Source organism: Marinobacter pelagius (genome assembly GCF_003315345.1).
Classification (GTDB): domain Bacteria; phylum Pseudomonadota; class Gammaproteobacteria; order Pseudomonadales; family Oleiphilaceae; genus Marinobacter; species Marinobacter pelagius_A.
On sequence record NZ_QNRO01000021.1, the window covers coordinates 16,178 to 42,983 of the forward strand.

General features: G+C 50.5%; 22 protein-coding genes. 19 read left to right on the forward strand and 3 right to left on the reverse strand.

What is annotated here, in order from left to right; all coding sequences use genetic code 11:
• Positions 1-108: 108 nt before the first annotated feature.
• From prpF to DET50_RS15685, 18 genes are all read left to right on the forward strand, one after another.
• Positions 109-1,293 carry a 2-methylaconitate cis-trans isomerase PrpF gene (gene prpF / locus DET50_RS15600; protein WP_113863725.1) on the forward strand — a complete coding sequence of 395 codons (1,185 nt, stop codon included), beginning with the start codon at positions 109-111 and terminating at the stop codon, positions 1,291-1,293.
• A 115-nt stretch (positions 1,294-1,408) separates the two neighbouring features.
• Positions 1,409-2,893, forward strand: a complete 1,485-nt coding sequence (gene prpD, locus DET50_RS15605; RefSeq protein WP_113863680.1) for a 2-methylcitrate dehydratase — start codon at positions 1,409-1,411, stop codon at positions 2,891-2,893.
• A gap of 144 nt (positions 2,894-3,037) precedes the next feature.
• On the forward strand, positions 3,038-3,811 hold the full coding sequence (locus tag DET50_RS15610) for a PEP-CTERM sorting domain-containing protein (protein ID WP_113863681.1): 774 nt from the start codon (positions 3,038-3,040) through the stop codon (positions 3,809-3,811).
• Between the two features lie 241 nt (positions 3,812-4,052).
• Positions 4,053-5,465, forward strand: coding sequence for a TIGR03013 family XrtA/PEP-CTERM system glycosyltransferase (locus DET50_RS15615; protein WP_113863682.1), 1,413 nt, complete (start codon positions 4,053-4,055; stop codon positions 5,463-5,465).
• A 62-nt stretch (positions 5,466-5,527) separates the two neighbouring features.
• Positions 5,528-6,172: an XrtA/PEP-CTERM system exopolysaccharide export protein gene (locus DET50_RS15620; protein WP_113863683.1), complete on the forward strand. Its 645-nt coding sequence runs from the start codon at positions 5,528-5,530 to the stop codon at positions 6,170-6,172.
• Positions 6,173-6,226: 54 nt separating this feature from the next.
• The gene (locus tag DET50_RS15625; protein ID WP_113863684.1) at positions 6,227-7,753 is read left to right on the forward strand and encodes an XrtA system polysaccharide chain length determinant; all 1,527 of its coding nucleotides are present in this window, start codon (positions 6,227-6,229) and stop codon (positions 7,751-7,753) included.
• Entirely contained in the window at positions 7,750-8,661 is a 912-nt protein-coding gene (locus DET50_RS15630; RefSeq protein ID WP_258546145.1) for a P-loop NTPase family protein, read from the forward strand. Before DET50_RS15625 ends, DET50_RS15630 begins: the two co-directional genes overlap by 4 nt.
• The gene (locus DET50_RS15635; RefSeq protein WP_113863685.1) at positions 8,654-9,919 is read left to right on the forward strand and encodes an outer membrane beta-barrel protein; all 1,266 of its coding nucleotides are present in this window, start codon (positions 8,654-8,656) and stop codon (positions 9,917-9,919) included. Before DET50_RS15630 ends, DET50_RS15635 begins: the two co-directional genes overlap by 8 nt.
• 35 nt (positions 9,920-9,954) lie before the next feature.
• Positions 9,955-10,890 carry an XrtA system polysaccharide deacetylase gene (locus DET50_RS15640; protein ID WP_113863686.1) on the forward strand — a complete coding sequence of 312 codons (936 nt, stop codon included), beginning with the start codon at positions 9,955-9,957 and terminating at the stop codon, positions 10,888-10,890.
• Positions 10,891-10,910: 20 nt separating this feature from the next.
• The gene (locus DET50_RS15645) at positions 10,911-12,068 is read left to right on the forward strand and encodes a glycosyltransferase family 2 protein (RefSeq protein WP_113863687.1); all 1,158 of its coding nucleotides are present in this window, start codon (positions 10,911-10,913) and stop codon (positions 12,066-12,068) included.
• Positions 12,069-12,078: 10 nt separating this feature from the next.
• Positions 12,079-13,221: an acyltransferase family protein gene (locus DET50_RS15650; protein ID WP_113863688.1), complete on the forward strand. Its 1,143-nt coding sequence runs from the start codon at positions 12,079-12,081 to the stop codon at positions 13,219-13,221.
• Between the two features lie 124 nt (positions 13,222-13,345).
• On the forward strand, positions 13,346-14,470 hold the full coding sequence (locus tag DET50_RS15655; RefSeq protein ID WP_113863689.1) for a glycosyltransferase: 1,125 nt from the start codon (positions 13,346-13,348) through the stop codon (positions 14,468-14,470).
• A complete protein-coding gene (locus DET50_RS15660; RefSeq protein ID WP_181799998.1) occupies positions 14,467-15,582 on the forward strand; it encodes a glycosyltransferase family 4 protein in 1,116 nt (371 codons plus the stop codon). Before DET50_RS15655 ends, DET50_RS15660 begins: the two co-directional genes overlap by 4 nt.
• On the forward strand, positions 15,579-16,919 hold the full coding sequence (locus tag DET50_RS15665) for a phenylacetate--CoA ligase family protein (protein WP_113863691.1): 1,341 nt from the start codon (positions 15,579-15,581) through the stop codon (positions 16,917-16,919). Before DET50_RS15660 ends, DET50_RS15665 begins: the two co-directional genes overlap by 4 nt.
• Positions 16,920-16,921: 2 nt before the next feature.
• Positions 16,922-17,809, forward strand: coding sequence for a glycosyltransferase family 2 protein (locus DET50_RS15670; RefSeq protein ID WP_181799999.1), 888 nt, complete (start codon positions 16,922-16,924; stop codon positions 17,807-17,809).
• Entirely contained in the window at positions 17,810-18,787 is a 978-nt protein-coding gene (locus DET50_RS15675; protein ID WP_113863693.1) for a polysaccharide deacetylase family protein, read from the forward strand.
• Between the two features lies 1 nt (position 18,788).
• Complete coding sequence (locus DET50_RS19370; RefSeq protein WP_147252224.1) at positions 18,789-20,045, forward strand: CoF synthetase; 1,257 nt, start codon at positions 18,789-18,791, stop codon at positions 20,043-20,045.
• A 140-nt stretch (positions 20,046-20,185) separates the two neighbouring features.
• Entirely contained in the window at positions 20,186-21,145 is a 960-nt protein-coding gene (locus DET50_RS15685; RefSeq protein WP_113863695.1) for a glycosyltransferase family 2 protein, read from the forward strand.
• Here the strand turns inward: DET50_RS15685 and DET50_RS19375 are convergent.
• Positions 21,137-22,162: a hypothetical protein gene (locus DET50_RS19375; protein WP_147252225.1), complete on the reverse strand. Its 1,026-nt coding sequence runs from the start codon at positions 22,160-22,162 to the stop codon at positions 21,137-21,139. The two genes, DET50_RS15685 and DET50_RS19375, sit on opposite strands and share 9 nt — an antisense overlap.
• 763 nt (positions 22,163-22,925) lie before the next feature.
• On the opposite strand from DET50_RS19375, the gene DET50_RS15690 reads away from it, so the two are divergent.
• A complete protein-coding gene (locus DET50_RS15690; protein ID WP_113863696.1) occupies positions 22,926-24,287 on the forward strand; it encodes an O-antigen ligase family protein in 1,362 nt (453 codons plus the stop codon).
• Here DET50_RS15690 and DET50_RS15695 read toward each other — a convergent pair whose 3' ends face one another.
• Both DET50_RS15695 and DET50_RS15700 read right to left on the reverse strand, forming a co-directional pair.
• Positions 24,288-25,250, reverse strand: coding sequence for a glycosyltransferase family 2 protein (locus DET50_RS15695; protein WP_113863697.1), 963 nt, complete (start codon positions 25,248-25,250; stop codon positions 24,288-24,290). It abuts the gene before it with no gap.
• Positions 25,251-25,285: 35 nt separating this feature from the next.
• Positions 25,286-26,806, reverse strand: coding sequence for a lipopolysaccharide biosynthesis protein (locus DET50_RS15700; RefSeq protein ID WP_113863698.1), 1,521 nt, complete (start codon positions 26,804-26,806; stop codon positions 25,286-25,288).

Consider the following 26,806-nt stretch of genomic DNA (forward strand, 5'->3'; position numbering starts at 1 on the left):
TGTTCATAACCTCCGAGGTCAGCGCCCAGGAAAGGGGTCTGATGAAAGCCTTCATCTGACCCCATGTTCACGACCAGCTCCATCTTCACAGAAACAGAGAGCAAAACCATGACCCATGCTCCCCAAATCAAAGTCCCCGCCACGTACATGCGTGGCGGCACCAGCAAAGGCGTGTTTTTCCGCCTGCAGGACCTGCCCGAAGCTGCCCGGGTTCCCGGTGAGGCCCGGGACAAGCTGCTACTGCGGGTAATCGGCAGCCCCGATCCCTACCAGAAGCAGACTGACGGTATGGGCGGCGCCACCTCCAGCACCAGCAAGACCGTCATCCTGGCCGCGCCCACGCAGCCGGACCACGACGTCGACTACCTGTTCGGTCAGGTCTCCATCGACAAGCCGTTCGTGGACTGGAGCGGCAACTGCGGCAACCTGACCGCCGCCGTAGGCGCGTTCGCCATCAACGGGGGTTTCGTGGCCAAGGAGCGGATTCCTGAGAACGGCATCTGCACCGTCCGTATCTGGCAGGCCAATATCAGGAAAACCATCGTCGCGCACGTACCCATCACCAACGGGGAAGTGCAGGAAACCGGCGATTTCGAGCTGGACGGCGTCACCTTCCCGGCGGCGGAAGTGCAGATCGAGTTCATGGACCCGGCCGATGGCGAAGGCGCCATGTTCCCCACCGGCAATGTGGTGGACGATCTGGACGTGCCGGGTGTGGGAACCCTGAAAGCCACCATGATCAATGCCGGTATCCCGACCATCTTCATCAACGCTGAAGACATCGGCTACAAGGGCACAGAGCTGCAGGACGACATCAACAGCGATCCGAAGGCCCTGGAGATGTTTGAAACCATCCGCGCCCACGGTGCCGTGAAGATGGGCCTGATCCAGGACATAAGCGAGGCGGCCAACCGCCAGCACACGCCCAAGGTCGCTTTTGTGGCGAAACCGGTGGATTACGTCGCCTCCAGTGGCAAGCAGATCACCGCCAGTGACATCGACGTACTGGTCCGCGCCCTGTCCATGGGCAAGCTCCACCATGCCATGATGGGCACCGCAGCCGTTGCGATCGCCACCGCATCAGCGGTGCCGGGCACACTGGTCAATCTTGCGGCCGGCGGCGGCGATCGTACCCACGTAACCTTCGGCCACCCGTCCGGAACCCTGCGTGTTGGCGCCGAGGCGAAGGAAGTGAATGGTCAGTGGACCGCCACCAAAGCCATCATGAGCCGCAGTGCGCGGATTCTTATGGAAGGTTGGGTGAGGGTGCCGGGGGATTCATTCCCGGGTTGAGCCCCTGAATCAAGAATGCCCCCGAGCTGTATACCGACTATCTTTCAGGTAGATGGTAAATGGCCGGGGGCATTTTTATTTGCCCGGGAAAACAATCAGGAAAGGAGGCAACAGCATGTCTGCAACTTTCGACGTCAACGTTCGTCCGGATTATGACGAGGTGCTCCAGAAAATCGCGGATTATGTCCTGAACTACAAGATCGACAGTGCCGAGGCGTGGGATACGGCCCGCAACTGTCTCATCGACACTCTCGGCTGCGGCCTGCTGGCCTTGCGTTTTCCCGAATGCACCAAACATCTTGGCCCCATTGCAGAAGGGACCGTTGTTCCTCACGGGGCCCGGGTACCCGGCACCCAGTTCCGGCTCGACCCGGTCAAAGCCGCCTGGGACATCGGCTGCATCGTCCGCTGGCTGGATTACAACGACACCTGGCTGGCAGCGGAATGGGGGCATCCTTCCGACAACCTGGGGGCCATCCTGGCGGTGGCGGATTACCTGTCCCAGAAACGGGTGGCCGAAGGAAAGGAACCCTTCGTGATGAAGGACGTGCTGGAAGCCATGATCATGGCCCATGAAATCCAGGGCGTGCTGGCGCTGGAGAACTCGTTCAACCGGGTCGGGCTGGATCATGTGGTGCTGGTAAAGGTCGCTTCAACGGCTGTAGCCGCCAAACTGATGGGCGCCAATCGCGAGCAGATGCTGTCAGCCCTCTCCCACGCCTGGGTGGACGGCCAGGCACTCCGGACCTATCGTCACGCCCCCAATGCCGGCTCCCGGAAATCCTGGGCGGCAGGAGATGCCTCCTCCCGAGCGGTTCGCCTCGCCGATATCGCCATGCGCGGTGAGATGGGCATACCGGGGGTACTGACCGCGCCCCAATGGGGTTTTTACGACGTCCTGTTCAGCAAGACCAACAAGGACCAGAAGCTCAAGCCCGAGGAGCAGCGGCAGTTCTCCCTGCCACAGGAGTTCGGCTCCTACGTGATGGAGAACATCCTGTTCAAGATCTCCTTCCCGGCCGAATTCCACGCCCAGACCGCAGCCGAAGCGGCGGTCACGCTGCACCCGCAAGTGAAGGATCGCCTGGATGAGATCGACAAGATTGTCATCACTACCCACGAGTCTGCGATCCGCATCATTTCCAAGGTGGGCAAGCTGGCCAATCCGGCCGACCGGGACCACTGCCTGCAGTACATGACGGCGGTGCCGCTGATCTTCGGTAGTCTGACGGCAGAGCACTACGAAGACAGCTTCCACGATGGCCATCCGATCATCGACGAGCTGAGGGACAAGATGGAAGTGGTTGAGGAACCCCGCTACACCCGGGAATACCTGGAACCCGAGAAACGGTCCATCGCAAATGCGGTGCAAGTGTTCTTCAAGGACGGCTCCAGTACCGACCAGGTGGCCGTTGAGTACCCGATCGGTCACCGCCGGCGGCGCGAAGAGGGAATTCCTCTGCTGGAGGAAAAGTTCCGGGCCAATCTGACCACAAGGTTTCCGGGGCAGCAGTGCGAGCGGATTTTCAGTTTGTGTAAGGATCAGCAGCGGCTTGAAGGGGTGTCGGTTTCCGACTTTGTAAGCTTTTTTGTGATCTGAGGGAAGAAAACGTCAGTATTTTTTACACTGCTTTCAAATACATTTTATAACTGCATGAAAGATTGTAGAAAATAAAAGTTGGCTCCTTGTTTGCTTTGAGTGAGAGCGTGGATATACCCACAATCATTGTCAAAGGAGTGAGACATGAAATTGGCTCTAGCAAAGCAACTAACGGGGATTGCGCTTGCATCTGCATTTTCCGTTTCAGTAGCGAATGCCGCCATGATCGACGTGACCGTCAGCGGTCCGGGAGTCGCGGAGGCTGAGGCTGCAGAGACAGATTTTCTGGCGTTCCTCAAGGATACGACAACTGAAACCTTCGAAGGGTTTACCGCAGCCACCGGCTCGGCGGACCAGACCACTACCATTAACACCAGCGTTGGCGACTTCACACAGTTGCAGCCTGGCGGAGATTATCCGTCCGAGGCCTGTAACGATGGTGGCTTCAGCTGCGCAGGTGGGCTGGCCATCCTGAACTCGGACACCAGTCCGTTCAGTGGCCGTTACCCCATGCCGGCTGATGCTGATAACCAGAACTGGCTCGACAGCATGGATTCCCAACAGATGCAGTTTTCGCTTGCGAGCATGTACACCGCCGTGGGCTTCTATCTGACGGATCCCAATGACGTGGGCGGTATCATGAATATCCTGTTCGCAGATCAGACGGAAGGTACGCTTGATCTCGGCGCGGTATTCGATCCCAGCCTCGCCAGTGGCTCCGCCTTCTATGTCGGCATCATGAGCGACGTGGCAATCAGCTCGCTGACCTTCTACACCAACGATGAGAACGATGGTTTCGGCATCGACAACGTGACAGTCGGTACCGTTCCTGAACCCGGAACCCTGGCTCTGCTGGGTCTCGGACTTGTCGGATTGGGAGTCATGAAGCGGCGCAAGTCATCTGACACCGCCTGTTAATTTTCCATATCAAATCAATCCAGAAACGAAGGCTCCGCGAGGAGGCTGGGGAAATTTTTTGCCGGCTTTCTCGCGGACTTTCCGTAACACGGTTTGTTGACGGAATGTAAAAACAGGTTACACTTTGTAAGTAAGCTATTGCCCGGTTGAGACCGGACCAGGTGCTCAGGAAAGAGTTAAAAGCCCTGACTTCCGGTGTGGCAAAGTTGTGGTTGTTACGTGAAGAACACAAGGAGTTTATGTGGCTCACGTCAGGTTTTTTCGGCATTACATTCATCTACCCTTCCTGATTCTGGGATTGATCGATTGTCTGATCCTGATTCTGGCGTTTTGCCTGTCGGTTTTCTTTGCCTTTTTCGGTGACGCTTCGTTCTTTATCAGCCAGATCTGGTTCGTTGTCCCTTCCGCGGTTGTCTTCGCCCTGCTGAATCTGTTTGTGATGGTGGCCATTGCGGTACACCAGGCCCGCCTGGAAGAGGGCATGTCCGGCATGATGCTGCGCACGCTCCTGGCACTGATTATAAGTCTCCCCCTTTGCGGTCTGGCGTACCTTATTGGTGGCGACTGGATGTGGTATCTGGGTCATACCAGCGTTCTGACCACCGCTGCTGTTTTCGGGCTTTTCCTCCTGGGTCTGGTGAGAACCGTATTTTTCGCCCTTGTGGGCAAGGACGCATTCAAGCGCAGGGTGCTGGTGCTCGGGGCGGGGCCAAGGGCCAGCCAGTTGCTGGAGGATCTGAAAACGCCTTTTAACCGAAAAGGTTTCACACTGACGGGTTTTGTACCTATGCCGGGTGAACCGGTGGCTGTGAGTGACGGGCTGTTGGTTACCCCGGCGGTGGCACTGCACAGGTTTGTTCTTTCCCACCGGGTTCATGAGATCGTGGTGGCGGTTGAGGACCGGCGCAAGGGGCTGCCCATGGAGGATCTGCTGGAGTGCAAGATGCAGGGCGTCAAGGTTGTTGACGGTGCCACCTTCTACGAACGGGAATCCCGCAAGGTCGCCCTGGAAATGATTACCCAGGGATGGCTGGTGTTCTCTGACGGGTACAACGTCGCCTCGGTCGCAGGCTTCTGGAAAAGGACACTGGACCTGGCGTCATCCATCACCCTGTTGCTGGCGACCCTCCCTTTGATGTTGCTGACGATGCTCGCGATCAAGTTTGAAGATGGCTTTCGTGCCCCGGTTATCTACAGCCAGGAGCGGGTAGGGCTCAATGGCAAGGTGTTCCATGTGCACAAATTCCGTTCGATGGTGACCGATGCGGAAAAGAACGGCGCCGTCTGGGCGAGCAAGGGCGACACCCGGGTGACTCGGGTGGGTGGATTTATCCGGAAGTTGCGCATCGATGAATTGCCACAAATCTTCAATGTGCTCAACGGGACCATGGCGTTTGTAGGACCCCGTCCGGAACGGCCGGTCTTTGTCGAGAAACTGGCAGCGACGATCCCGTTTTACAACGAGCGGCATCGTGTAAAGCCCGGAATTACAGGCTGGGCGCAGCTGTGTTTCGCGTACGCTGATAACGAAGAGGACAGTCGCGAAAAACTCAGGTATGACCTTTACTACATCAAGAACCAGAGTCTGCTGCTGGATCTTCTGATCATCATGCAGACGGTAGAAGTGATCTTGTTCAGGAAAGGTTCAAGGTAGCTTCGGAAGAGGGCGCAGTCTTCGAAGCCGAACTCAAACAGGGATTTCAGAGAGGAATAACAATGTCACGGATGTTCAGGTTTTGGGGCGTAATTGCGACCCTGGTGGCGGTAGCGTTGTCTACAGGCTGTGCCGCACCAACCGCTTCGTCTCCCGACGCGATAAACAGGGCGCTGACGGTCGATACCACCACAAGCGTTGATGAATACATTCTCGGGCCGACCGATACCGTTCGGGTCTCGGTGTGGCGAAACGAGGATCTGAGTATTACGGTTCCGGTCCGCCCGGATGGGAAGGTGTCCGTCCCCCTGGTTGGAGACGTCCAGGCCAGTGGAAAAACGCCGGAAGCTCTCGCCAGTGATATCGAAAACCAGTTGGGCTCCTACATTCGCCAGCCCCAGGTCAGCGTTGTCGTGACCAGCATGGGCAGCCATGAGTTTATCGACAGGGTCCGCGTTACCGGCGCCGTGGAACAACCTCTTTCGATGCCCCATCGTGCCGGTATGACTGTTCTGGACATCGTGCTTCAGGCAGGTGGCGCCAATCAGTTTGCCGCCGAGAACAACGCCATGCTTTACCGGAAGGTGGGTAACGACGTGGTGGCCATTCCGGTAAGGCTCGACGATATCCTCACCCGGGGCGACGTGAAGACAAACTATCCATTGCGCCCTGGCGATATTCTCAGCGTTCCCGAGCGGGTCTTCTGATAAAGGGATTTTCAAGGTAGCAACCCCCGGTATGTACCGGGAAGGAACAGTGTCATGACCCTCCCATTCTCACAATTGCCGGCCGAAATGTTCCGGGAGATCAAGGCCCACAAGTGGCTGGCATTGATGATCTTCGCTGCCGTCAGTTTCGGGGTGCTGATCGCCGGTTTCGTGTGGCCGTACAAATACGAATCCGAAGTCGTTATCTTCGTGGATGACCGCAATATCATCCGTCCGTTGATGGAGGGCAGCGCGGTGACGACACGGGTCAGTGACCGCACGTCCGCCGCCAGAGAGTTGCTCTGGAACCGGAATATTGTCGAACCCATTGCTACTGATCCCGAGATTTTCGGTCAGGAGGCATCCGGATTGTCCCCGGAAGCACTTGAGGGCCGAGTCGCCGCTATCCGGGCAAACCTCTTCGTTCGGCCGAGGGGCGACAGCTACTTTAGCGTCGGATACGCATCGGAGTCTCCTACCGAGGCCTTCCAGGTGGCACAACGGCTGGGCCAGCTTTTCATTGCTGAAACAAATGAACGAAAACGCAGTGAAAGCCGCAACGCCTACGAGTTTATCGATAAGCAGGTCAAAAGTTACGAGCAACAGCTGGCCCAGGTTGAGGAACGAATGAAGCAATTCCTCTCCGAGAATGTGGACGGCACCGAGGGTGAGGCCAACCAACGTATGGCTAATCTGCGCAGCCAGATCGAACTGGCTGAACTGGAGCGCCAGGAACTTCAGTCGCGGGCTGCCTCTCTGGAGAGAGAGCTGCTGGGTATGGCGCCGGTCATCCAGCAACGCGCAGTGGATCAGTATCAGCAGCGTATAAATGGCCTCCAGGACAGACTGGATAACCTGAGGCTGCAGTATCACGACACCTATCCCGATATCGTGATCCTCCGCGAGCAGATTGCGGAGCTCGAGCGGCGCCGGGCCCAGGCTCTGGAGGAGGGCGGACCGTCAAACGTGGTTTCCGGCGGCGATGCCGAAGCCAACCCGGTCTTCCAGGAGGTCAGGAGCGCACTGGCAGAAACTCGCGCTGATATCCGGACCAAGGACACCCGGATTCGGGCCCTTAATGAATTGCTGTCTGAGCACATGCTCCGCATGGAAAGAATCCAGGAGAACAAGGCCGAGTATTCGGAACTCACCCGTGATATGGAAGTGAATAAGCAGATTTACGATGATCTTCTGAAGCGCCGTGAAAGGGCCCGAGTGTCCATGCACCTGGATGTTGAAGGTCAGGGGCTCAACTATCGGATCAGCGAGAATGCGCAGTATCCAAGGGGCGTCAAGGGGCCTAAGTTTTCAACCTTCGCCTTTGCCGGATTGTTCCTGGGAGCTATCGCGCCTTTCGGCCTGATCGCGGGATTGCTGCAGATCGATCCTCGGGTACGCGCGCGCAAGCAACTGGAAGAAACCATTGGTCTGCCGGTTCTCGCCGAATTACCGCACGTTAAAACTCCCTATGAGCAACGCCGGGAACGCCGCCTGACCACACTGGTTGTGATCTGCGCCTTGCTTGTTTGCGGGGCCTACGTAGCCCTCGCGGCGGCATCAATGATGGGAGTCATCGGATGACTGAGCAAAGCAAGCACGCCAAGGCCAAGGATCGCACTGTCAATCCGGACGCCGACCAACAAAACCGGGAAGGTCGTTTCTGGGAAGTGCACAAACAGGCACCGGAGGAGAGCGATGCGGAAAAAGCCCTGAAGGGAGAGGGCGTTCCCTATTCGGAATGGGATGATTCCCGCATGCTGGTGCCCAGCTCCCTGGAGTTGGGGCCGGGCGCAGTCGATCGCTATGTCATCAGCAAACAGATCGTTCGGATGCAGGAGCCAAGGCGGCTCAGCCATGATGATCTGGATGAGCGGCGCATCATCTATCCGGAATCGCCCAACCGGCAACTGGTGAACCGGTTCCGGGATTTGCGCACCAAACTACTGGAAGCCTCCGGCGGCAACAACTTCACCCTGGTGGTCAGTGGCGCCAGCAGCAGTGCGGGCAGTTCCTTTGTGGCCTTCAATCTCGCGGCGGCCTTTGCCTTTGACCAGGCCAAGACGGCGGTGGTTATTGATTGCAATCTCAGGGAGCCAAGCCTGCACTCACTGGTCGACGTGGCTCCGGAATACGGCTTGACCGACTTTCTCGATGATCCGGACTTCGATGTCGCCAGTATCCTGTATCCCACCGGTATTCCGAGGCTGAGACTGATTCCGGCGGGCAGTCGTCGGGAAGTGCCCGCAGAGTTTTTCACATCCTTCCGCATGAAACAGTTTGTGCAGGCCGTGCGCCGGCGCTATCCGGACCGGTTTATCATCTTCGATACCGCCCCGATCAGCGAGTCGCCGGACGCCCGGATCCTCGGTGAACTGTGCGACTATGCCATGCTGGTGGTTCCCCATGGCCGGGTGAGCCCCACAACAGCCGAGCAGGCAGCGCTTGCATTCCATCCGCAGAAATTTGTAGGGGCGGTGATCAATGGTTGAGCGAAAGGTACTGGTATTGGCAATCGCAACCACAGGGTTATCGACCGCTGTCGCCGAGCCGCTGCGGATCGATGGTTCCCTGGAAGGGCGATTCAGTGACAACGTGGAACTGTCGGCCTCGGATGAAACCAGCGATCTGGAAACCCGGGCCACCATCGGCATCGGATACCGTACCGATCCGGGCCGGTGTATCGCGGATCTGAGTTCAAGATTCGGTTACGGCTACTGGATCGATGATACGTATGATCCGGAAGTCTACAGCAACATGACCTTTCTGGGTGATTGCGAGATCAATGACAATTTGAGCTGGGAGCTGACCGATTACCTTCGTGACGTTACCCAGGATTCCCGGGCCGGAGATACCCCTGAGAACCGTACCCGAAAGAACCTCTTCCGTACCGGCCCGGTGCTGAGCTTCAGGCCCTCCTCTGTGGACGAACTGGTGTTCCGTGCTTCCTATGAGCAGACGGACTACAGCGAGCCTGTTGAGCCGGACAGCGAACGCTATATCGCATCTGCGGCATGGAATCATCTGTTCAGTCCAACTCTGACGGCAGGTCTGTTTGCCGAGGCCGACCGCGCGGAACTCGACACTGTAGGTGAGGATGTCGACCGGGATACCCTGACGGCCACCTTCAGTAAACAATGGGTTGCCACCCGGTTGAGTGGTTCACTCGGTGTGAGCCAACTGGAAAGCCGCAGGCCAAACAGTGAAAGTGAGAATGAGGGGGTTGTGGGCAGCCTCAGGCTCGAGCGCGAAATCAACCCCACAACCATGCTCACCGTCGCCGCCAATCGTGAACTGACCGACCAGACGACGGATCTCGATATCCGAATCGGCTCCTTCGTGTTCAACCTGGAACAGACGGAACCCGTTGAAGTAACGGCGTTTCGCGCGACGCTGGATAAGGGTTTCAGTGACGGCAGTTCTGTGGGACTTACCGGCTACGGCAGCCAGACCGATTACCTCCTGAGCGACCTGACTGACTACCGTTCAGGCGTCAATGCCCGCTACCGCCGACCAGTAACCGAGTATATGGGCTTCAACGCGGGGCTTGGCTGGGACTTTTACGACTACGGCGGCGAGACCGACTCCAATGATCATGTGCTCGACCTGAGGGTTGGCCTGGACTACCAGCTCAGCCGCAAGCTGACCGCGAACGGCAGTATCGGTCATGAGCGCCGGGAGAGCGAGACCGCCTCCCGTGAATACGACGAAAACTGGATTTTGCTCGGCCTGAGTTACCAGTTCCGTTGAACGGCAACTGACAAACAGGGCCAGGGAAGGGCTCAATGAACCGCATTCGCAATGCTCTGACAATTGACGTGGAAGACTACTTCCAGGTGGCCGCGCTGGCTGAAGCGGTGCGCCGGGATGACTGGGATTCCATGGAGTATCGGGTAGAGGCCAACACCGATCGGTTGCTGGGACTACTCGATCAATTCAACACAAGGGCAACCTTTTTCACCCTCGGCTGGGTCGCGGAGCGTTCCCCGGAGCTCATACGTCGTATCCAGAAAGCCGGCCACGAGGTGGCGAGCCACGGCTATAGCCACCAGCTGATCTACAATCAGACTCCGGATGTTTTTCGCGAAGAGACCCGCCGGTCCAAGGCGATTCTCGAGGACATCCTCGGCGAACCCGTGACCGGCTACCGGGCTGCCAGTTATTCCATTACCGCCCGTTCCCGATGGGCCCTCGATATACTTGCCGAGGAGGGCTTTACCTGGGACTCCTCCATTTTTCCGGTTCACCATGACCGCTATGGCATGCCGGACGCCCCCCGTTGGCCTTACCGCCTGATAACCGATAACGGTTATGAACTGGCGGAATTCCCCCTGAGTACCCTGAAGTTGCCCGGTTATACCCTGCCGATCGCCGGCGGCGGGTACTTCCGGCTGTTTCCGTACTGGTTCAGCCAGTGGGGGCTTGGCTCCATCAACCGCCAGGGGCGGCCGTTCGTGTTTTACCTGCACCCCTGGGAAGTGGATCCGGAGCAACCAAGGCTCGAGGTGAAATGGCTGTCCAGGTTCCGCCACTACAACAACCTGGATGTGTGTGAGGCACGCCTGAACAGGCTGCTGCAGCGGTTCGATTTTGCACCGATGGGCGACGTATTACAGGAAGCAGGCCTGCTCGACACGCACAGCCTGAGCCCGGAATCACCAACCTATTCTGACGGCCAGGAACAGGCCATCAGCGCCAGGAAATTCGTAAGGACGTTATAGAACGTCAGGGAAGATTGACCATGCTCTACGCGCTGTTCTGGTTGTCGCTGCTGCTACTCGGCTATATCTACATCGGGTATCCGGTGCTGGCAAAACTGATGGCGAATTATGTTGCCGCGCCGGCTCGCAAGGACGACAACGAGACGCCGACCGTGTCTGTACTGATTGCCGCCTACAATGAGGCAGCCGATATCGAGGCGACCCTCCGGAACAAGCTTGCCCTCGATTACCCAGCAGACCGGCTGGAAATCCTCGTCATCTCGGATGAATCGGACGACGGAACCGACGACATCGTTCGCCGAGTGGCCGCAGAAACGAAAGTGTCTGTCCGCCTGTTCCGCCAGACTCCCCGCCAGGGCAAAACTGCCGGCCTCAACACGCTGGTCCCCCACGCCAGCGGCGAAATCCTCCTGTTTTCCGACGCCAACTCCCAATGGGCACCCGATGCGGTGCGACATCTGGTCAGCAACTTTCGTGATCCCGACATTGGCTACGTGACCGGCAAAATGGTGTACGTCAATGAGGACGGATCGATGGTAGGTGACGGTTGCAGCGCCTACATGAAATACGAGAACTGGCTGCGGGAGCAGGAGACCCTGACCGGATCCATCGTTGGCGTGGACGGCGGAATCGATGCCATGCGCAAGGCCCTCTACCAGCCCCTGCGGCCCGACCAGCTACCGGACTTTGTGCAGCCATTGAAAGTGGTGGAGCAAGGCTACCGAGTGGTGTTCGAGCCCCGGGCGTTGCTCAAGGAGCCGGTACTCAACGACAGCGGCAGCGAATTCAGCATGCGGGTTCGTGTCAGCTTGAGGGCGCTATGGGCGCTGAAGGACATGGCAGCACTGATGAACCCCTTCCGCTATGGCTTCTTCGCGGTTCAACTGATCTCCCACAAGCTGCTGCGTTACTTGGCGTTTATACCGCTGGCGACCTTTACCCTGGCGACCTTGTTACTGATGCCACGAGGTGGAATCTACCCGCTGGCATTCCTGGGCCTCGTGGCGCTTTATGGGCTGGCCTGGATCGGCCGAAAGAATGAGAGCGAAGGCCGCAATTTCGGGCCGCTTTACTCCGTGCCTTACTACTTCCTGCTGCTGAATGCGGCATCGCTCAGGGCGGTGATGGCGTTTTTGCGGGGGGAGAAGCGGGTGGTTTGGAAGCCGAGGAAGGGGTGAGGGAAGACTAATGGAAACCACCTCAATAAAAAACATTGAATTTCAGGATCTATCCAAGTCTGAGAGAGTTTTTATTGATCGTATCCGTGGGTTATCCATAATCAGAGTGGTGCTCGTACATTTGGGCTTATCTTGGATCTATACCCCCTATTCTCAGTTTGTTCATAATTTACTTCCACTTCTATTCTTTGTGAGTGGTGCCGTTTCATTTTATAGTCTGAGTCGCTCAAACGGGTTCGGTTTATACCTTATAAAACGTCTGCTTTCGATTGTTGGGCCTTTTTATGTGATAGCTTTGAGTGCCATGGTCGTGTTCTGGATTTATAATTACCAGTTCCCAACCTTTAACATTAAAGAGATTGTCAGGTGGCTAACCATTATTCCCGAGAGCTCGGACACTCCATTCCCAATGGGTCAGATCTGGTTTGTTCATGCAATGGTTATTATTGTACTTATTACTGTCCCTTTTTTAGTAATGGCTAGAAGTTCAAGTTTACCATTGTTATTTCTAATTGTTTTGTCGATAGTTCTTTCAGTGTTTCACCAGGCAATTGGTGTTAGTAATAACTTTAGTATTCTTGGTCACAACTTTTATCAAGGATTGGTTAATGTAGGTTTCTTTGTATTTGGTGCTCTGTATTACAAAAGGCTGGAGTTTTTTGATTTCAAATGCTTGTTTGGGTTGCTAATAGTTTCAATAACAGTAGCTTTGACTAACGTATTTTGGCTTAATGTGGATGTGAATATGGCAAATCACACATATGCACCGGATACGTATTATTTGTCTGGTAGCTATTCTGCCATTATTTTCGTTCTATTGTTAAAAAGGTTGATTAATAAAATTCTTGATAATTGGTCGCTTGCCGACAGTGTAGTGTTATTTTTCAGCAAGCATGCGTATTCAGTTTTCATAGTTCATAGCTTTTCTATATATTTTTTGGAAACAAAGTTTGGGTTAGTGAATGTCATAGATAATCCAGCTCTTGCGGCTGTAAAAGTTGCATCAGTGTTCATAATAAGTGCAGCAATATCTGTGCCAGTAACATGGGTCACGAATTGGGTTACAGGAAAGGCAAAGGAAAAAATTCAGTCATTTTTTAGTCAAGATTTAAAAGGTTGCGACCGATTACAATCGACTCGCCCATTAGATTAAAGGTTTTATCATTTTGTTTTGTTTTTATTTTGTGGCTAGCAACTTTTAGATATTGAGAATTTGTGTTTATTAGAATTGAACGTGCGTTAGCGTTTATAGGTTTCCGTTTAGGTTAATTTAATATATGAAAGTTCTTCATTTAATTGATAGTGGTGGTCTCTATGGGGCAGAGAATTTGCTGCTCACCCTAGTTCGAGAGCAAATGAAGAGCGGATTGTCTCCTATGATTTTGAGTGCAGGTGACCCCCGGCTAGGTGAAAAAGAACTTGAAACGGAAGCGCGCCATCAAGGTTTACCCGTCATGTGCTGGCGAATGAAGCCTGGATTAAATCTTCTGGATGCGCGAAAAATTTACAGGTGGGCGCAAAAAGAGGGGTTTGAAGTCATGCATTCCCATGGATACAAGTTCAATGTATTGATGGGAATTTGGCCAGAATCAATCCGTAAGATTCCTTTAGTGACTACGCTACACGGTTATGTCCATGCACCTTTCTTCACCAAGGCTTGGTTTTACGAAAGCGTTGACCGGTTGGCATTGGGCCGAATGAGACAAGTGGTGCTTGTGTCTAACGCTATGAAAAGCCAAGTTCCGGGAGCCATTGGCCGCTCACCCAAGGTTACCGTGATACCAAATGGCTTGGATGCAAGCCGAATCATTGCGGACGCGAACGCCGCACTCCCCGAAAATATTCAGGCCTTCATAAGAATTTATAGCCCGCTGCTGCTAGGAGTTGGGCGGCTTGCAAGGGAAAAGGGATTTGACTGCCTGATCAGTGCGTTCGAAGAAGTAAAACGGTCTTTTCCCTCTGCTGGATTACTGCTGATCGGCGAGGGTTCTCAGAGGGCTTCACTGGAACGTCAAATCCATGAACTTGGTCTCGACGATGCAGTAATGATGCCGGGATATCTGAGCAATGTTCCCAGCATCATGCAGCGTTCAAATGTGCTCTGTATGCCTTCACTCACCGAGGGCTTGCCGATCACATTGCTGGAAGCGATGACCGTGGGCTTGCCAATTGTCGCCTCAGATGTGGGGGAAATCAGTAAAGTCCTTGGTGCCGGCAAAGGCGGTAGGGTCATCCGTGCCGAAACTCAGGGTTCGCTGGCCAAGGAGGTGATCTCTGTACTGCAGGAGTCCGAACAGAATGCAGATCGAGCGCGATGGGCCAGACATCGGATCGAAAAATACTACTCCAGCCATGCCATGGCAGAAAAGTATCTACAGGTCTATCAGAGGGCTGTGGCATGAAGCTCTGCATCGTCATGGACCGATATGAAAACCCTTACGCAGGGACTGAAAGTCAGGTACTCAAGCTGGTTGAGGGGCTCATCCAAAGGGGATGGAGCATACGGTTCGCAGTCTTCAGATCGAGCGACTATAGCCGTAGCAATGCTTTCCCCGTTGCGATTGAGGAGCTGAACATTGGAAGCATCTCAAACCCCCGCAGTTGGTGGGCGGTTTATCACTATGGACGGGTGCTGGCCGCTGACGGGTTCGGAGTGGTTCATGTCTTCTTCAACGATGCCTCAGTTATTTGCCCGCCAATGATGCGGCTCGCTGGACTGAAGACCCTGATATCGCGCCGTGACATGGGGTTCTGGTACTCAGGCGTCTACCTGCGGGCCCTGCGCCTGACCGACCGGTTTGTCCATGGAGTAGTCTGCAACAGCAAGGCGGTGGCTGACATCACCGCACAGCTTGAAGGGGTTCCCGAATCCAAACTTCATGTCATCTACAACGGATACCCCGAGGGCACCCAAGAGTGTAGTTCAAGCGGAGACGAGCCTGATACTCAGCAGAACCGGACACAACCACTCATCATCGGCATAGTTGCCAACCTGCGGCCAATCAAACGGATTGATGACCTGATTGAAGCGGTGGCGGAAATCAACCACTCCGGCAGAAAGGTAGAGCTGCGAATAGTCGGAGGCGGCGACGACGCTCCCTACCGTCAACAAGTCGAGAAGCTGGGTCTCTCTGGCCACGTCAAATTCCTTGGTAGCCAGCCTGATCCTGAGCGCCATATCCAGAACTTTGATATTGCCGTTCTATGCTCTGAAACCGAAGGCTTCTCGAATGCGATCATCGAATACATGCGTTGCGGAAAGCCTGTGGTATGCACCGATACGGGCGGCAACCCGGAAATCGTTGACGATGGAGTCAATGGCTATCTGGTTAGCGTTGGGGATGTAGCTTCATTGGCTGACCGACTCGAAGTCCTGATCGATGAACCGGACAGGCGATTGGCCATGGGACGACTAAACAAAGAGCAAATGGTCAAGCGCTATTCACTGGAAAGTATGCTTAACCAACACATTCGTTTATACCACCAGGTTGAACCAGGGATGGCTGAAGCATGATGGAGTCACTTTCCCGGCACGTTTTCTATCCCCTTTGGGACTTCAAAGACCGAAGCCAGCGTCTTAAAGAGTGGCAAGCGCTGGAGGAGCAGCAATGGTGGCCGGCTGATCGACTGCGAATGTTGCAATGGGAACGATTACAAAAGCTGCTGGCTCACGCGGCCGAACACAGTCCTTTTTACCGGGATATCTTCGATAAACACGCTATCACACCAGCCAGTATTCAGAGCGAAGACGACCTGCTCAGTATTCCGATAACGACCAAATCGGACATTCGCAACAACCTGGAGCGTTTCATCAGTGACCAGTTTGATCGCAACAAATTGGTGAGCGCAAAAACTGGTGGATCAACAGGGTTCTCGCTCCAGCTCTATTTCGATGAAGCCTGCCAGGAGCGACGAAACGCAGCCCAGCTGATGGCAGACCGTTGGGCTGGATGGGATCTGGGAATAAAGAAGGCCGCAATTTGGGGTAACCCTCCTGTGCCGTCAACGATGAAACAGAAACTACGCCATCATCTTCTGGATCGAACTATCTACCTGGACACCATGAACCTGAACGAAACCTCCATGGGCGATTTCGTTAAGCGGTGGCGTACGGAGCAGCCCGGAGCAATCTTCGGGCATGCTCATTCAATCTACATCTTTGCCCGCTACCTCCGTGATCACGAAATAAAAGATCTCCGCCCAAGGGGAATCGTCGCTACCTCAATGATGTTGCTTGATCACGAGCGTAAGGCAATCGAGCAAGTCTTTAATTGCCCCGTTACCAACCGTTATGGGTGCGAAGAGGTGGGGCTGATCGCTTGTGAATGTGAGGAACATCGTGGGATGCACCTGAATCTCCCTCACTTATTTGTGGAGTTTTTGGATAGGGATAACAAACCAGTCAAGCCCGGTGAACCGGGCAAGATTGTGGTTACCGATCTCAATAACTTTGCGATGCCCCTCATCCGCTACCGGGTAGAGGATGTTGGGAGCTTTACCGATGAACCCTGTGCCTGCGGACGTGGGCTGCCCATTCTACAAAGGTTGGAAGGACGGGTGGCGGATTTCCTTAAGCTTCCGGATGGGGGGCAGGTGGCTGGGATTTCTTTGATCGAGCGAACGCTGACGAAGGTGCCAGGAATAAAGCAAATGCAATTGGTACAGGAAGATCTTACAAGCTTGAAAATCAACCGCGTGAAGGGGAGCGATCATAAGCCTAATACGGACCGGGCATTAATTTCTGAACTACAAGAAGTTTTCGGTGACTCCGTTTCCATCACTATCCATGATGTATCGGAAATTCCCCAGGAATCCTCTGGGAAATACCGGTTTGCCATATGCAAGATTTGACGATGAAAGACGAACCTCTGGTGAGCGTTGTAATCGCCACCTACAACATGGGGCAGTATCTGCCAAGTGCTGTGGAATCGGTTTTGAACCAGGATTGGCAGAATCTTGAGGTGATCGTGGTGGATGATGGTTCGCTAGACAATACCCCTGAGAGTATTTCGCGGTTTAAAGATGACCCCAGGTTTCGATATGTACGGACCGATAATCAAGGACAGCCGAAGGCAAAAAATCGAGGACTGGCCGAATCGAGAGGCGAATTCATAGGCTTCTGCGATGCCGATGACCTTTGGCATCGGGAAAAACTCAAGGTTCAGATGCCCATATTTCAGAATTTGAAGGTCGGGGTCAGCTATACGGAAGTGTCTTATATAGATCAGTTTGGAACGGAAATAAATAAACCTCAGCCATATTCGCGGTACAGCGGCAACGTCACAAACCAGTTAGCCATCAAAAACTTCATTCCTTTTGGTACCGCTTTGTTTCGTAGAGCCTGTGTCGAGCAAAATGGCTCATTTGATGAGGACCTGCCTATGGGAATCGATTGGGATCTATGGCTCCGATATTCCCTAGATTGGGAGTTTAAATACATTCCTGAAAAAACGTATATCTATAGGCTATGGCCGGGACAAATGTCAAAGAACTACCGAGGGCGTTATGATAATGCTAGCCGCATTCTTACCAAATTTTTGAAGCAATACCCGAATATACTCCCGGAATCAGTGATTTCGAGAGCATGGGCAGACATGCACGTTAGCCGGGCTATGGCTATTGCTAATGCGGAAAAAACATTCAGAGAACCTTTTAAAGATATTCTGGCGGGCCTTCGAAAAGACTATGCATATTGGCCGGCTTGGCGATCGCTTGCGAAGTTAGTGGTAAGGAAATTTTAGATGTCTAAGGTCAAGCAGACTGTATTCCAACTGGCGCGTCCGTTTGGTGCCTTGAAGGTTTCCAAGTATTTATCGAGGCACCATCCAAAGATTCTAATGTACCATCGGGTAAGTGATAACATCAACGAAAGGGCTCTTGCAGTTGAGCTGTTTAGAAAACATATTAATATTATAAAAAAAGACTTTCATCCAATGACACTTAGATCATTGTTGGAGGCAAACGAGAATGGGGCCATTCCAAACAATGCAGTAGCTTTGACCTTTGATGATGGTTACTCTGATTTTGCTGAACAAGCATTTCCTATTTTGAGGGATGCGAAAGTACCCGCAACATTATTCGTAACTACTGGATTTGTGGATAGGGATATTTGGCTTTGGCCAGATCAGATTAGATACGCCATTGATAATACAAACAAACACGTACTAAATCACCCGGCTTTTCATGAACAGTTCTACGTTAAGTCGAATCCAAAAAGGATTTGGAATATCTTCGCTGATTACTGTCTGAAGATTCAAAATGACGAAAAAATTGACCTAATCGAAGAGCTTTTCTCATCGCTAGAGGTACACTTTCCTGAAAAGGCGCCCAAAGAATACGAAGCCGTTTCATGGGACCAAATAAAAAGAATGGTTGCTGATGGCCTTGATGTAGGGAGCCATTCTAACAGCCACCCAATACTAACAAAAGTACATCAAGATCAACTGATCTCCGAGCTAGAAACCTCTAAAAAAATTCTGGAAAAAAAATTGGGAAGAACAATAGATATTTTTTGTTACCCAAATGGTCAGGACTCCGATTTTGATGAAAATATAAAGAGTGCCATCCAAAGCTGTGGATATAAGTATGCTGTTTGTGCGTATCCAGCAAAGTATCCTTTGCAAGATAAGATGAATATAAATAGGTATCCAGCAGGAGAAAGTATAGATGCCTTTCAAAAACGGGTGTATGGACTGAATTTCCTTACAATGAGATATTAAGATGCAAGGCCCCTTCGTTAAAAGCCATTACGTTAGATTTTTCATCGCAACAGTATTTCTTCATTTTTCTGGATTGAAATTTAGGAAGTGGCGTAAAGAAATTGAAGAAATTTGGAGTATTACTCCTAGCGAGTATAAAAAATATTTAAATCATATGATAAAAGTTAACAAGCTAATGGATGGCGCTGGAAATGTTGTTCAGTCTCTTGATGAGCTTCCAGAAGCAATTCCAACATCAAAGAAAATTTTAAATTCTCGATTAGATCAAGCTCGCTCTTCAGGTAAAATGTTTTCACGATTTACCTCGGGCACTACCGGCACAAGAACAAAAGTATTCCTAACCAAAAACGAAATTGGTCGACTTTTAGCGGTACGTGATTATTGTCTCTGTCATCACGGAGTAAACCTAGGAGATCGGGAAGCACGTTTTTGGGGAGGAAGAGCTAAAACTCTTTCTACCGTTATTAAAGATTTTGTTCTAAACAGAAAGTCATTTTTCGTTAGTAATAATAATTTAATGCGTACTTTGATTGAGCTATCTAACTGGAAACCCGACTATGTTTACGGTTACTCATCATACCTTATTTTACTATCAAAATTTATGGTTGATAATGATATAAAAATTCAGGGTGTAAAGCTTGTAGTCTGTACCGCAGAGCAGATATTACCGGAACAGAAAAAGATTATCGCTCAAGCGTTTGGCTCAAAAGTGGTAGAGGAATATGGCTCTACGGAATTTGATATTATTGGATTTGAAGATGCAAATGGCGATTTGAGAATCGCGAATCCCTGGTTGTTAGTAGAGTCATGTGAGAATTCCATAATGATCACAGATGTTTATCGGAGAAGCCAAAGTTTTGTTAAGTATGAAATAGGAGACGCTGCTAACGTAAACTTTAAACTGTCGAAAGGTTTCGGCGGTGAATATATAATAAGTAATCTTGAGGGTCGAAATATAAATCAGTATGCATATGATCTTAATGGAAATGGTTTCCGTGCATCTGAGTTTTCCCTGGCTCTTAACAAGTATTTTGATAAATATTCAGATATTTTTGACTTCGTTATTGTACAAAGAAAAACTGGACATTTTGAGTTTTACTGTAGCGCAGAACCGAGAGTAGGCTTTGGTGAATTTTGTGTTTGGCTAAAGCAGTACATAAATACTAAGACTAAAATGCAAGTCGTTGTGCTTCCAGCAAAAATAGGGCCATTAGATGAGTTCGCTGGAAAGCGAAGCTATTTTATTCGGTGTACTTAAATGAATAACTAAGTAAGGTAAATTTGCTGTATCTTTGAAAGTTACTAGGTAATATTTAGAGCTACTATTGAATTTTTTTTAGAAAATAAGTGATTTTTAATAATCCATTCTATGTGATATTTCTAGTTCTAGGGAGTAATATGAAACCTTTTGTCTCTATTTTGATCCCAGCACTAAATGAAGAAAAGAACATAAAAAAATGTCTAATTAGTACACTTTCTCAAGACTACCCTTCTGAACGTTTTGAAATAATTGTTATGGATAATGGATCAACGGATACTACTAGAGAGATCGCCGAATCTTTCGGGGTACGAGTAATTGATGCTCAGGATCTTCGCATTGGAGGCGTTAGAAATATTGGTGCTAAATATAGCAAAGGCGAAATTTTGGCATACTTAGATGCGGATTGCGTTGCAGATCCAGACTGGCTTATCAACGGAATAACATTACTTCTGGCTTCACAATCAATTGGTGCTGTTGGAGGGCCATGTCACGTTCCAGATCAATCGACTTGGGTACAGCAAGCTTGGGGATGGAAACATAAAGATCTAGGTACTAGCGCGGTAGACGCTTTAAGTACGGGTAGTTTCTTTATTCGGAGAGACGTTTTCGATAACGTCGGAGGATTTAACGATAAAATCGTTGCGGGTGAAGATACAGAAATTTCTAAGAAAATTAAAAATACTGAAAAAACCTTAATTCTCTCATCGAGTATCGCTGTTGTACATATGGGCTATCCTGTTTCGTTGCTAGACTTTATAAAAAGGCAGGTTTGGCAATCTCGGGATTATATAAAAACAAAGAAAAATAAAAAAGATCCAGTTTTTATTTTGGTTCATTTGTTTGCAATTAGTATCGCTCTCGGGGGTGTTTTAACCATTTTTGCTAAAAATAGATATTCATTTGGTTTGTGTTTAGGTGGGTCTATAGTTCTTCCTGCTGCGCTTGCATTTTATAGGCATATAAAGCTGAGGCGCGGATGTAATTTAACTATTCTCATTCAATCTTTTTTTCTGAACTTTTTATACCTTTTAGGGAGAAGCATAGGTTTAATGATAAGTTACGTGAATACACTAGCAAGATTCTTGAGGTTAGTTTAGCTCCAGTGAAGGGCTTTTAGGGCATTGTGGACAAAGAGCAAATCCTTCACTGTTCACGTTCCCTGAACTATCTATGACATAAAAATAAAGATTATCTTCTTCGGAAAATTGACCTAAGTTTATGTTGACTTCTATTTTCTTTGAAGTCCAAGAAGAAAATGGCTGAATTTCGCGCCTTTTGCCAGTTCCGGCCCAGGTAGCACTCGTTGAAAGCTCAACACGAGCAGGGGAGCTCGCTACAAAGATATCGTCTAGGCGTATCTCTAGATTTTTATAAACATCATAGTTGGGATCAAATCCAATTAGCCAAACTGTCATACCATCTGAGACGCTTTGTTTTTCATAATTGGATACAGAATGGATTTTCCTTCCATTGGTCCAAGTATCAATTGTACCTTGGTCCGCATTAGCATAGATCTCGAGCTTATTCCAGGTTCCAGCTACCCCACCCCAATTCGCCCAAGAAGCATCGCCGTATGCCCCTAGCAGGACTTGTGTCCAGGAAATTCTCGTTTGGGTTCCATCTAAATCATCCCAGATTCGTATTAACTTATTGTGTCCTTCGTATTGGTCAATATCATAACTGGAATAGAACCACCAACTTACATAAATATTTCTGTTTGTGCTATTGTTAAAAGCCCTTGGAACTCCGATAAATGCTTTCTCCTTACCGAAATAATGTGCTGAAGTGTAAGCGTGACGATGGCCAGTCTCCTTAGCAAGGCTCATCGGGTTTGCCCAAGCGCTTCCGTTTCTAGACCAGGGGCCTTTGTCCTCCGGTACTGGAGTTCCGTCAGGAAGGTCATTAAACACAGTTTGGTTATCCACAGTATCCCACAGCGAACGATAGTCGGATGGGAGCTCCCCGAACTCGGAACCTTGGATGGTTATACTGCTACCGTTGCGAATTTCACCGTCAATGACCGCAATTTTAGGTGCAGAGATACTAACCGAGGAAAATGTTAGGGCCGTAACCAATGAGATCGAAAGTGTATTGAAATACTTGGGGAAATTCATAGATCACCTTAAAAATGTCAATGGGTGTGAACATATTAAAGCTAGGTGTTTTTCATCCTCTACTGTCTACAATATCGTATTAGGTGCTCGGAGCGAATTATTTTTTAGTAATAATGGGGCGCCTATTAGAGCAAATCTTTGAATCTATGTTGCTTTTTTTATTAGGAACCCTTTACTGTGGATGCTAAATTAGCTTAAATGGAGATTGCTCTTATGTTGTTAGATTATCTTTTTTCTTTCATTAGAAAGGGTTTTGTGCTTCATAGTTTATATGACTAAAGGTAGTTAGAAAAAGAAGCTTTCTTTGCTTACCTTTTACTTTTTCCTTATTTAGCTAGTATTCTTATTCGGTTTTCTGCAGGTCGGTTCCCTTGATAAGACAGGAGCAACAGGAAATCGGACGTAAGGAACTGGAATCATTTTCACATTTGTGCCTTTTACTGCTGATTTTTACGGGACGATGAAGGGCAGTGACTTCATAGCTATGGCATCAATATCGCTCAGAGGCTTGTCCATTGCAACCAAGGAAGCTCTTTGGCCGGGGTGCCGCTCGTTGGGGCCACTGTATTGGGCTTCGCGAAGTTTTGGAACGCAGGGCGGTCCTACGGGTGTTGGCTGGAGACCTGATGAGTTTGACAGAATAAATAAAATAGTTTCGAAAAGAGAGGAAACCTTTTGAGAAACTTTCCTTGGTGGCTACAGAGCAGTTCGATGTGAAAAAAAAGGTCATTGACGTATTCGAATTTTATGAAAAGGTGATTTGATGAATTCTTCTTTAGATTTCGTCCCCGCAAGTTCTTCTAATGCTAAGGTGAGTGAGAAAGACACTAGGGTTGCGTTTATTTTATATTCACTTTACCTGGTTAGCTTCTTTATGCGATTGCCCGCGCGAATGCCGCTTCTAGGTGCAATAAGATTCGATCTCATCCTGGTGGCAGCAATTTGCTACTTGGTTTTAACTTCTAAATCTACAAAATCTACGAGGTTGGATTCTGCTTCGCAATATCTTCTCGCGATTTTTATATACGCTATAGTCACGTTACCATTGGTGGAGTGGCCTGGGTCGGTAATAAATAATGGGTTAGTTTCGTTCATCAAGGGAGCTATATTTTATTTCTTTACCGTTAATCTAGTTGTTAATAGTTCTAGATTGAAAATAATTATTTCAATTTTTGTTGGATGCAATATTATAAGAATAATGGAACCTTTGTTTCTAAATATAACCACAGGCTATTTGGGGTCTGCCACATATTTGGGTCAAGGCGATTTCGCCGGTCGATTGGCGGGAGCTCCGGCAGATGTGATTAACCCTAATGGTCTGGCCTTTGTAATTGCTACTGTAACTCCATTTCTTCACTACGTATTTGCAACGACGAATAAGAAAGCATTTGCCCTTTATCTTCTTTTAATGCCGCTACTGCTATACACGATGGGCCTGACGCTATCCAGATCGGGAATGCTGGCTCTGGCGATTATCGCATTAGGTATTTGGTGGAAGAGTGCACACAAATTTTTGTTGTTGGTGCTAGGGACTGTTGGTCTGACGGTTATTTTTCTGAACCTCAATGATGTCCAGAAAGATCGATATCTATCTATAATCAGCGACGATGCTCGTCAATCCCTTTCAGCCCAAGGCCGGATAGAGGGCTGGGCTGAAGATTTTAAGGTTGCGATGAATCGTCCCATCATTGGTCACGGACTGGGAACTTCTCGTGAAGCCAACTGGAATGTCGCCGGAAAAGATCAAATTTCACATATTTTGTGGATGGAGATCTGGCAGGAGATTGGCCTTATAGGATTAGTATTATTCATTCTCTACCTTTCGGCGATGATCAGGAATTTCCGGGAAGCTTCAAAGCTGATAAAGAAGAAGCTTTCTAGTAACGATTTTCTTTATCGAAGTTGTCAGGCTATGCAGGTTTGGCTTCTAATGAATCTGTTATTCAGCCTGGCGAGTTATGGTCTCAAAAGCTATGAGTGGTATTTGTTCGGTGGACTTTCAGTCGTACTGCTGAGGGCTGTTCGGTCTCGAATAGCTGAGATCTCTGCTGTCTCGGAACCGGAACGAGTTCCTGAACAGCGTGGCTGGCGGTTTGGTTTAGCTCGCAGGATAAACCGTTTGTGATCACCGTGTTTTTTCTTGAGAACCGCCGTTGGTGGTGTATTGCCACAGAGCCTTCAAGCCTTGCCGAACGTCGTGATTCAGGTCTGAAAATGACTTCGGTGGGAATGTTTGCGGATATAGTTTTGCCGCGTCGTATAAGCGGCTTTTGTTGACCAGGCAGGCTTGAAGGTCACGACGGTAACGTTGAACTCTCTTTCTGAGTCGATCCTGGAGTCTTTGCTCCAGTTCATAGTTGATCAAGTCGAGGCGGCTCTTTATCAGGTTCTTTATCATTCGCTCGTTGTCGCTACTCATGTTGAGGTCATGTAATCGCCGTTCAAAACCGACTTTTGCTGATACGGTTGCGCCGCCTAACGTCGCTGCGCGGTAAATAAGATGGAAATCCTCACACGCTGTGAGTGATTCATGAAATCCCCCTAGCTCGTTCAGAGTATCTCTTCGGAACAGTGGCGCGGATGCGATAGTAAAGTTTTCATCGATCAGTATTGCTCGGCACTGTTCGGGAGGCAGGAAAATACCACCCTTGATAGATGGGTCGATTATAGCTTTGAGCTTCAAACAGGTTGAAAAATGATCTGTGGAACGCTCTGATTCCGAGAAGTTGCGGTAATTGGTAACACTCATTACTGCTGTCGGCTCCGCAATGAGTGCTTCGACTTGGCTAGTAATCTTGTGCGGAAGCATGATGTCGTCCGCATCAAAGAAAGTTACGAACTCCCCTTTGGCTTCCTTCAATCCGTAATTGCGGGGTGCCGCGCAGCTCCCGCTATTTTCCTGGTACAGGTATTTAACGCGGGGAGCGTAGTATTTGACGATTTCAGCAGTGGTGTCCGTGGAGCCGTCGTCCACGACGATTATCTCAAGATTTCTATAGGTCTGAGCCAGGATGCTTTCCAGGGTCTCAGCAATGAAAGCCGACGCGTTATAGGCGGGGATTATTACCGATACTAATGGCTGATCCATAGGTGGCTCCTTCCACTAACGACAGATCGTGATTGTCAGATGAGATATTTGAGTCTCTTTCCCGGGACAAGTTTCCGTAGCTCTGACTTTTCTGAGGGGGAGAAAGCGAGCTTTATTCCTGTTGCTGCACAAATTATAGACATGATTGTCGCGAATAGGATGATATCTGTATAGCCGGTGATTTGAGCGTTCCTCTGGATCCAGAAGAAGATAAAGGCTAAGGGCAGGCAGATGACTAGAATGGGCCTTGCCATTGAAAGGTAGTAATCCTTGACCGGCATTTCGATAGCTCGGCAAGCGAACAGGGGGAGCACGAAAAGTCTTAGCAGCAGGAGAGGGATCATCGTTCCGAGAGCTACCCCGATCAGGCCCAGGTATTGGACGAAGATCAGGCTGAGCACCAGGTTGAATCCGACTTCCACCATATCGATCTTTGCCACGATACTGTGTTTGTTAGCGGCATACATTGCTGAATTCAGTGGATGATTGGCAAAGCCCACCATCCGGCCTATCAACAAAATCACCATTACCCAATAAGCGTCGCTGTAATTGGGGCCCATCCATCGGGAAATGAAGGCCTGACCAAAAATCACCAGTCCACCGCCCGCTATCAAAGCGAGTACAAGGTTGATTCTGGTGACAAGCAGGAGCTTTGAGTGAAGTTCATCGTTATTTCCCTGGGCGTGGTAACCGGTAAAAATCGGCACAAACATGTTGGTTGCCTGGCTCAGGAACTGGGCAACGTAGTCTACCAGACGAAGCCCGATGGCGTAGTGGGTCACGCTTGCTGCCGAGAGGAAACCGGCGACCACAAAGTTATCCACGTTGTTTCGTAACTGGTAGGCGATAGCAATTACGAAGGACCAGGCGCTGTACTGGAAAAGCTCTTTACTCGACCCCCAGGATGCTAAATGGCGTGAGAATTTCAGAGCAGGGAAGGCGGACTTGCAGATGAGCAGGTAAAGGAGGTTTGAGATTCGTGCGGTAACGAAGGTGATAACAGCGACTGCTAGAACACCGTAGCCGTGTGAGATGAACCACCAGGTGAGCCCGGCGCCCAGGAGGGTCATTGCAATTCGGGTCAACGCTACCTGGTGAAAACGAAGTTTGGCATTCGCTACGCCGGCCAAGGCGTTGAACGGAAACTCCAGGGCGATGGATATGCCAATGATCAGCACCAGCAATTGCACAATATCTTTGTCTGGCGGGGCATCAATAAACAGGCGACTGGCATAACTGGCGCCCACACTGACGAAAATAATCGCGGCCGCAATGGCTACGTAGATAATCAGCGCCGTGTTGATAATCGAATTGGCCTGGTGGTCGTCTTTGAGGCCGAAAGCGCGGCTGACGTAGCGGGTGACGGCGCTGGCCATGCCCATATCGAAGAGGTGGTAAGCGGCGGCAAGGCTGCCTACTACCGTCCAGATGCCATACCAATGGTCGCCCAGTTCATGGATGAGAAAAGGCATCATGAAAAAGGCAACAATTATGCTCACAAAGGTTTGTGAAACCCTGGTGACGGAGCCCTTCAGGAGCGCAATGGCGGTAGACAC

Excerpts from the sequence above, each read along its gene's own strand:
- DET50_RS15625 (WP_113863684.1), top strand. The coding sequence starts at position 6,227 with ATGACCCTCCCATTCTCACAATTGCCGGCCGAAATGTTCCGGGAGATC.
- DET50_RS15675 (WP_113863693.1), top strand. The coding sequence starts at position 17,810 with ATGTCTAAGGTCAAGCAGACTGTATTCCAACTGGCGCGTCCGTTTGGT.
- DET50_RS15635 (WP_113863685.1), top strand. The coding sequence starts at position 8,654 with ATGGTTGAGCGAAAGGTACTGGTATTGGCAATCGCAACCACAGGGTTA.
- DET50_RS15670 (WP_181799999.1), top strand. The coding sequence starts at position 16,922 with ATGAAAGACGAACCTCTGGTGAGCGTTGTAATCGCCACCTACAACATG.
- DET50_RS19370 (WP_147252224.1), top strand. The coding sequence starts at position 18,789 with ATGCAAGGCCCCTTCGTTAAAAGCCATTACGTTAGATTTTTCATCGCA.
- DET50_RS15660 (WP_181799998.1), top strand. The coding sequence starts at position 14,467 with ATGAAGCTCTGCATCGTCATGGACCGATATGAAAACCCTTACGCAGGG.
- DET50_RS15610 (WP_113863681.1), top strand. The coding sequence starts at position 3,038 with ATGAAATTGGCTCTAGCAAAGCAACTAACGGGGATTGCGCTTGCATCT.
- DET50_RS15685 (WP_113863695.1), top strand. The coding sequence starts at position 20,186 with ATGAAACCTTTTGTCTCTATTTTGATCCCAGCACTAAATGAAGAAAAG.
- DET50_RS15630 (WP_258546145.1), top strand. The coding sequence starts at position 7,750 with ATGACTGAGCAAAGCAAGCACGCCAAGGCCAAGGATCGCACTGTCAAT.
- prpF (WP_113863725.1), top strand. The coding sequence starts at position 109 with ATGACCCATGCTCCCCAAATCAAAGTCCCCGCCACGTACATGCGTGGC.
- DET50_RS15645 (WP_113863687.1), top strand. The coding sequence starts at position 10,911 with ATGCTCTACGCGCTGTTCTGGTTGTCGCTGCTGCTACTCGGCTATATC.
- DET50_RS15655 (WP_113863689.1), top strand. The coding sequence starts at position 13,346 with ATGAAAGTTCTTCATTTAATTGATAGTGGTGGTCTCTATGGGGCAGAG.
- DET50_RS15690 (WP_113863696.1), top strand. The coding sequence starts at position 22,926 with ATGAATTCTTCTTTAGATTTCGTCCCCGCAAGTTCTTCTAATGCTAAG.
- DET50_RS19375 (WP_147252225.1), bottom strand. The coding sequence starts at position 22,162 with ATGAATTTCCCCAAGTATTTCAATACACTTTCGATCTCATTGGTTACG.
- DET50_RS15695 (WP_113863697.1), bottom strand. The coding sequence starts at position 25,250 with ATGGATCAGCCATTAGTATCGGTAATAATCCCCGCCTATAACGCGTCG.
- DET50_RS15640 (WP_113863686.1), top strand. The coding sequence starts at position 9,955 with ATGAACCGCATTCGCAATGCTCTGACAATTGACGTGGAAGACTACTTC.
- DET50_RS15650 (WP_113863688.1), top strand. The coding sequence starts at position 12,079 with ATGGAAACCACCTCAATAAAAAACATTGAATTTCAGGATCTATCCAAG.
- DET50_RS15665 (WP_113863691.1), top strand. The coding sequence starts at position 15,579 with ATGATGGAGTCACTTTCCCGGCACGTTTTCTATCCCCTTTGGGACTTC.
- prpD (WP_113863680.1), top strand. The coding sequence starts at position 1,409 with ATGTCTGCAACTTTCGACGTCAACGTTCGTCCGGATTATGACGAGGTG.
- DET50_RS15620 (WP_113863683.1), top strand. The coding sequence starts at position 5,528 with ATGTCACGGATGTTCAGGTTTTGGGGCGTAATTGCGACCCTGGTGGCG.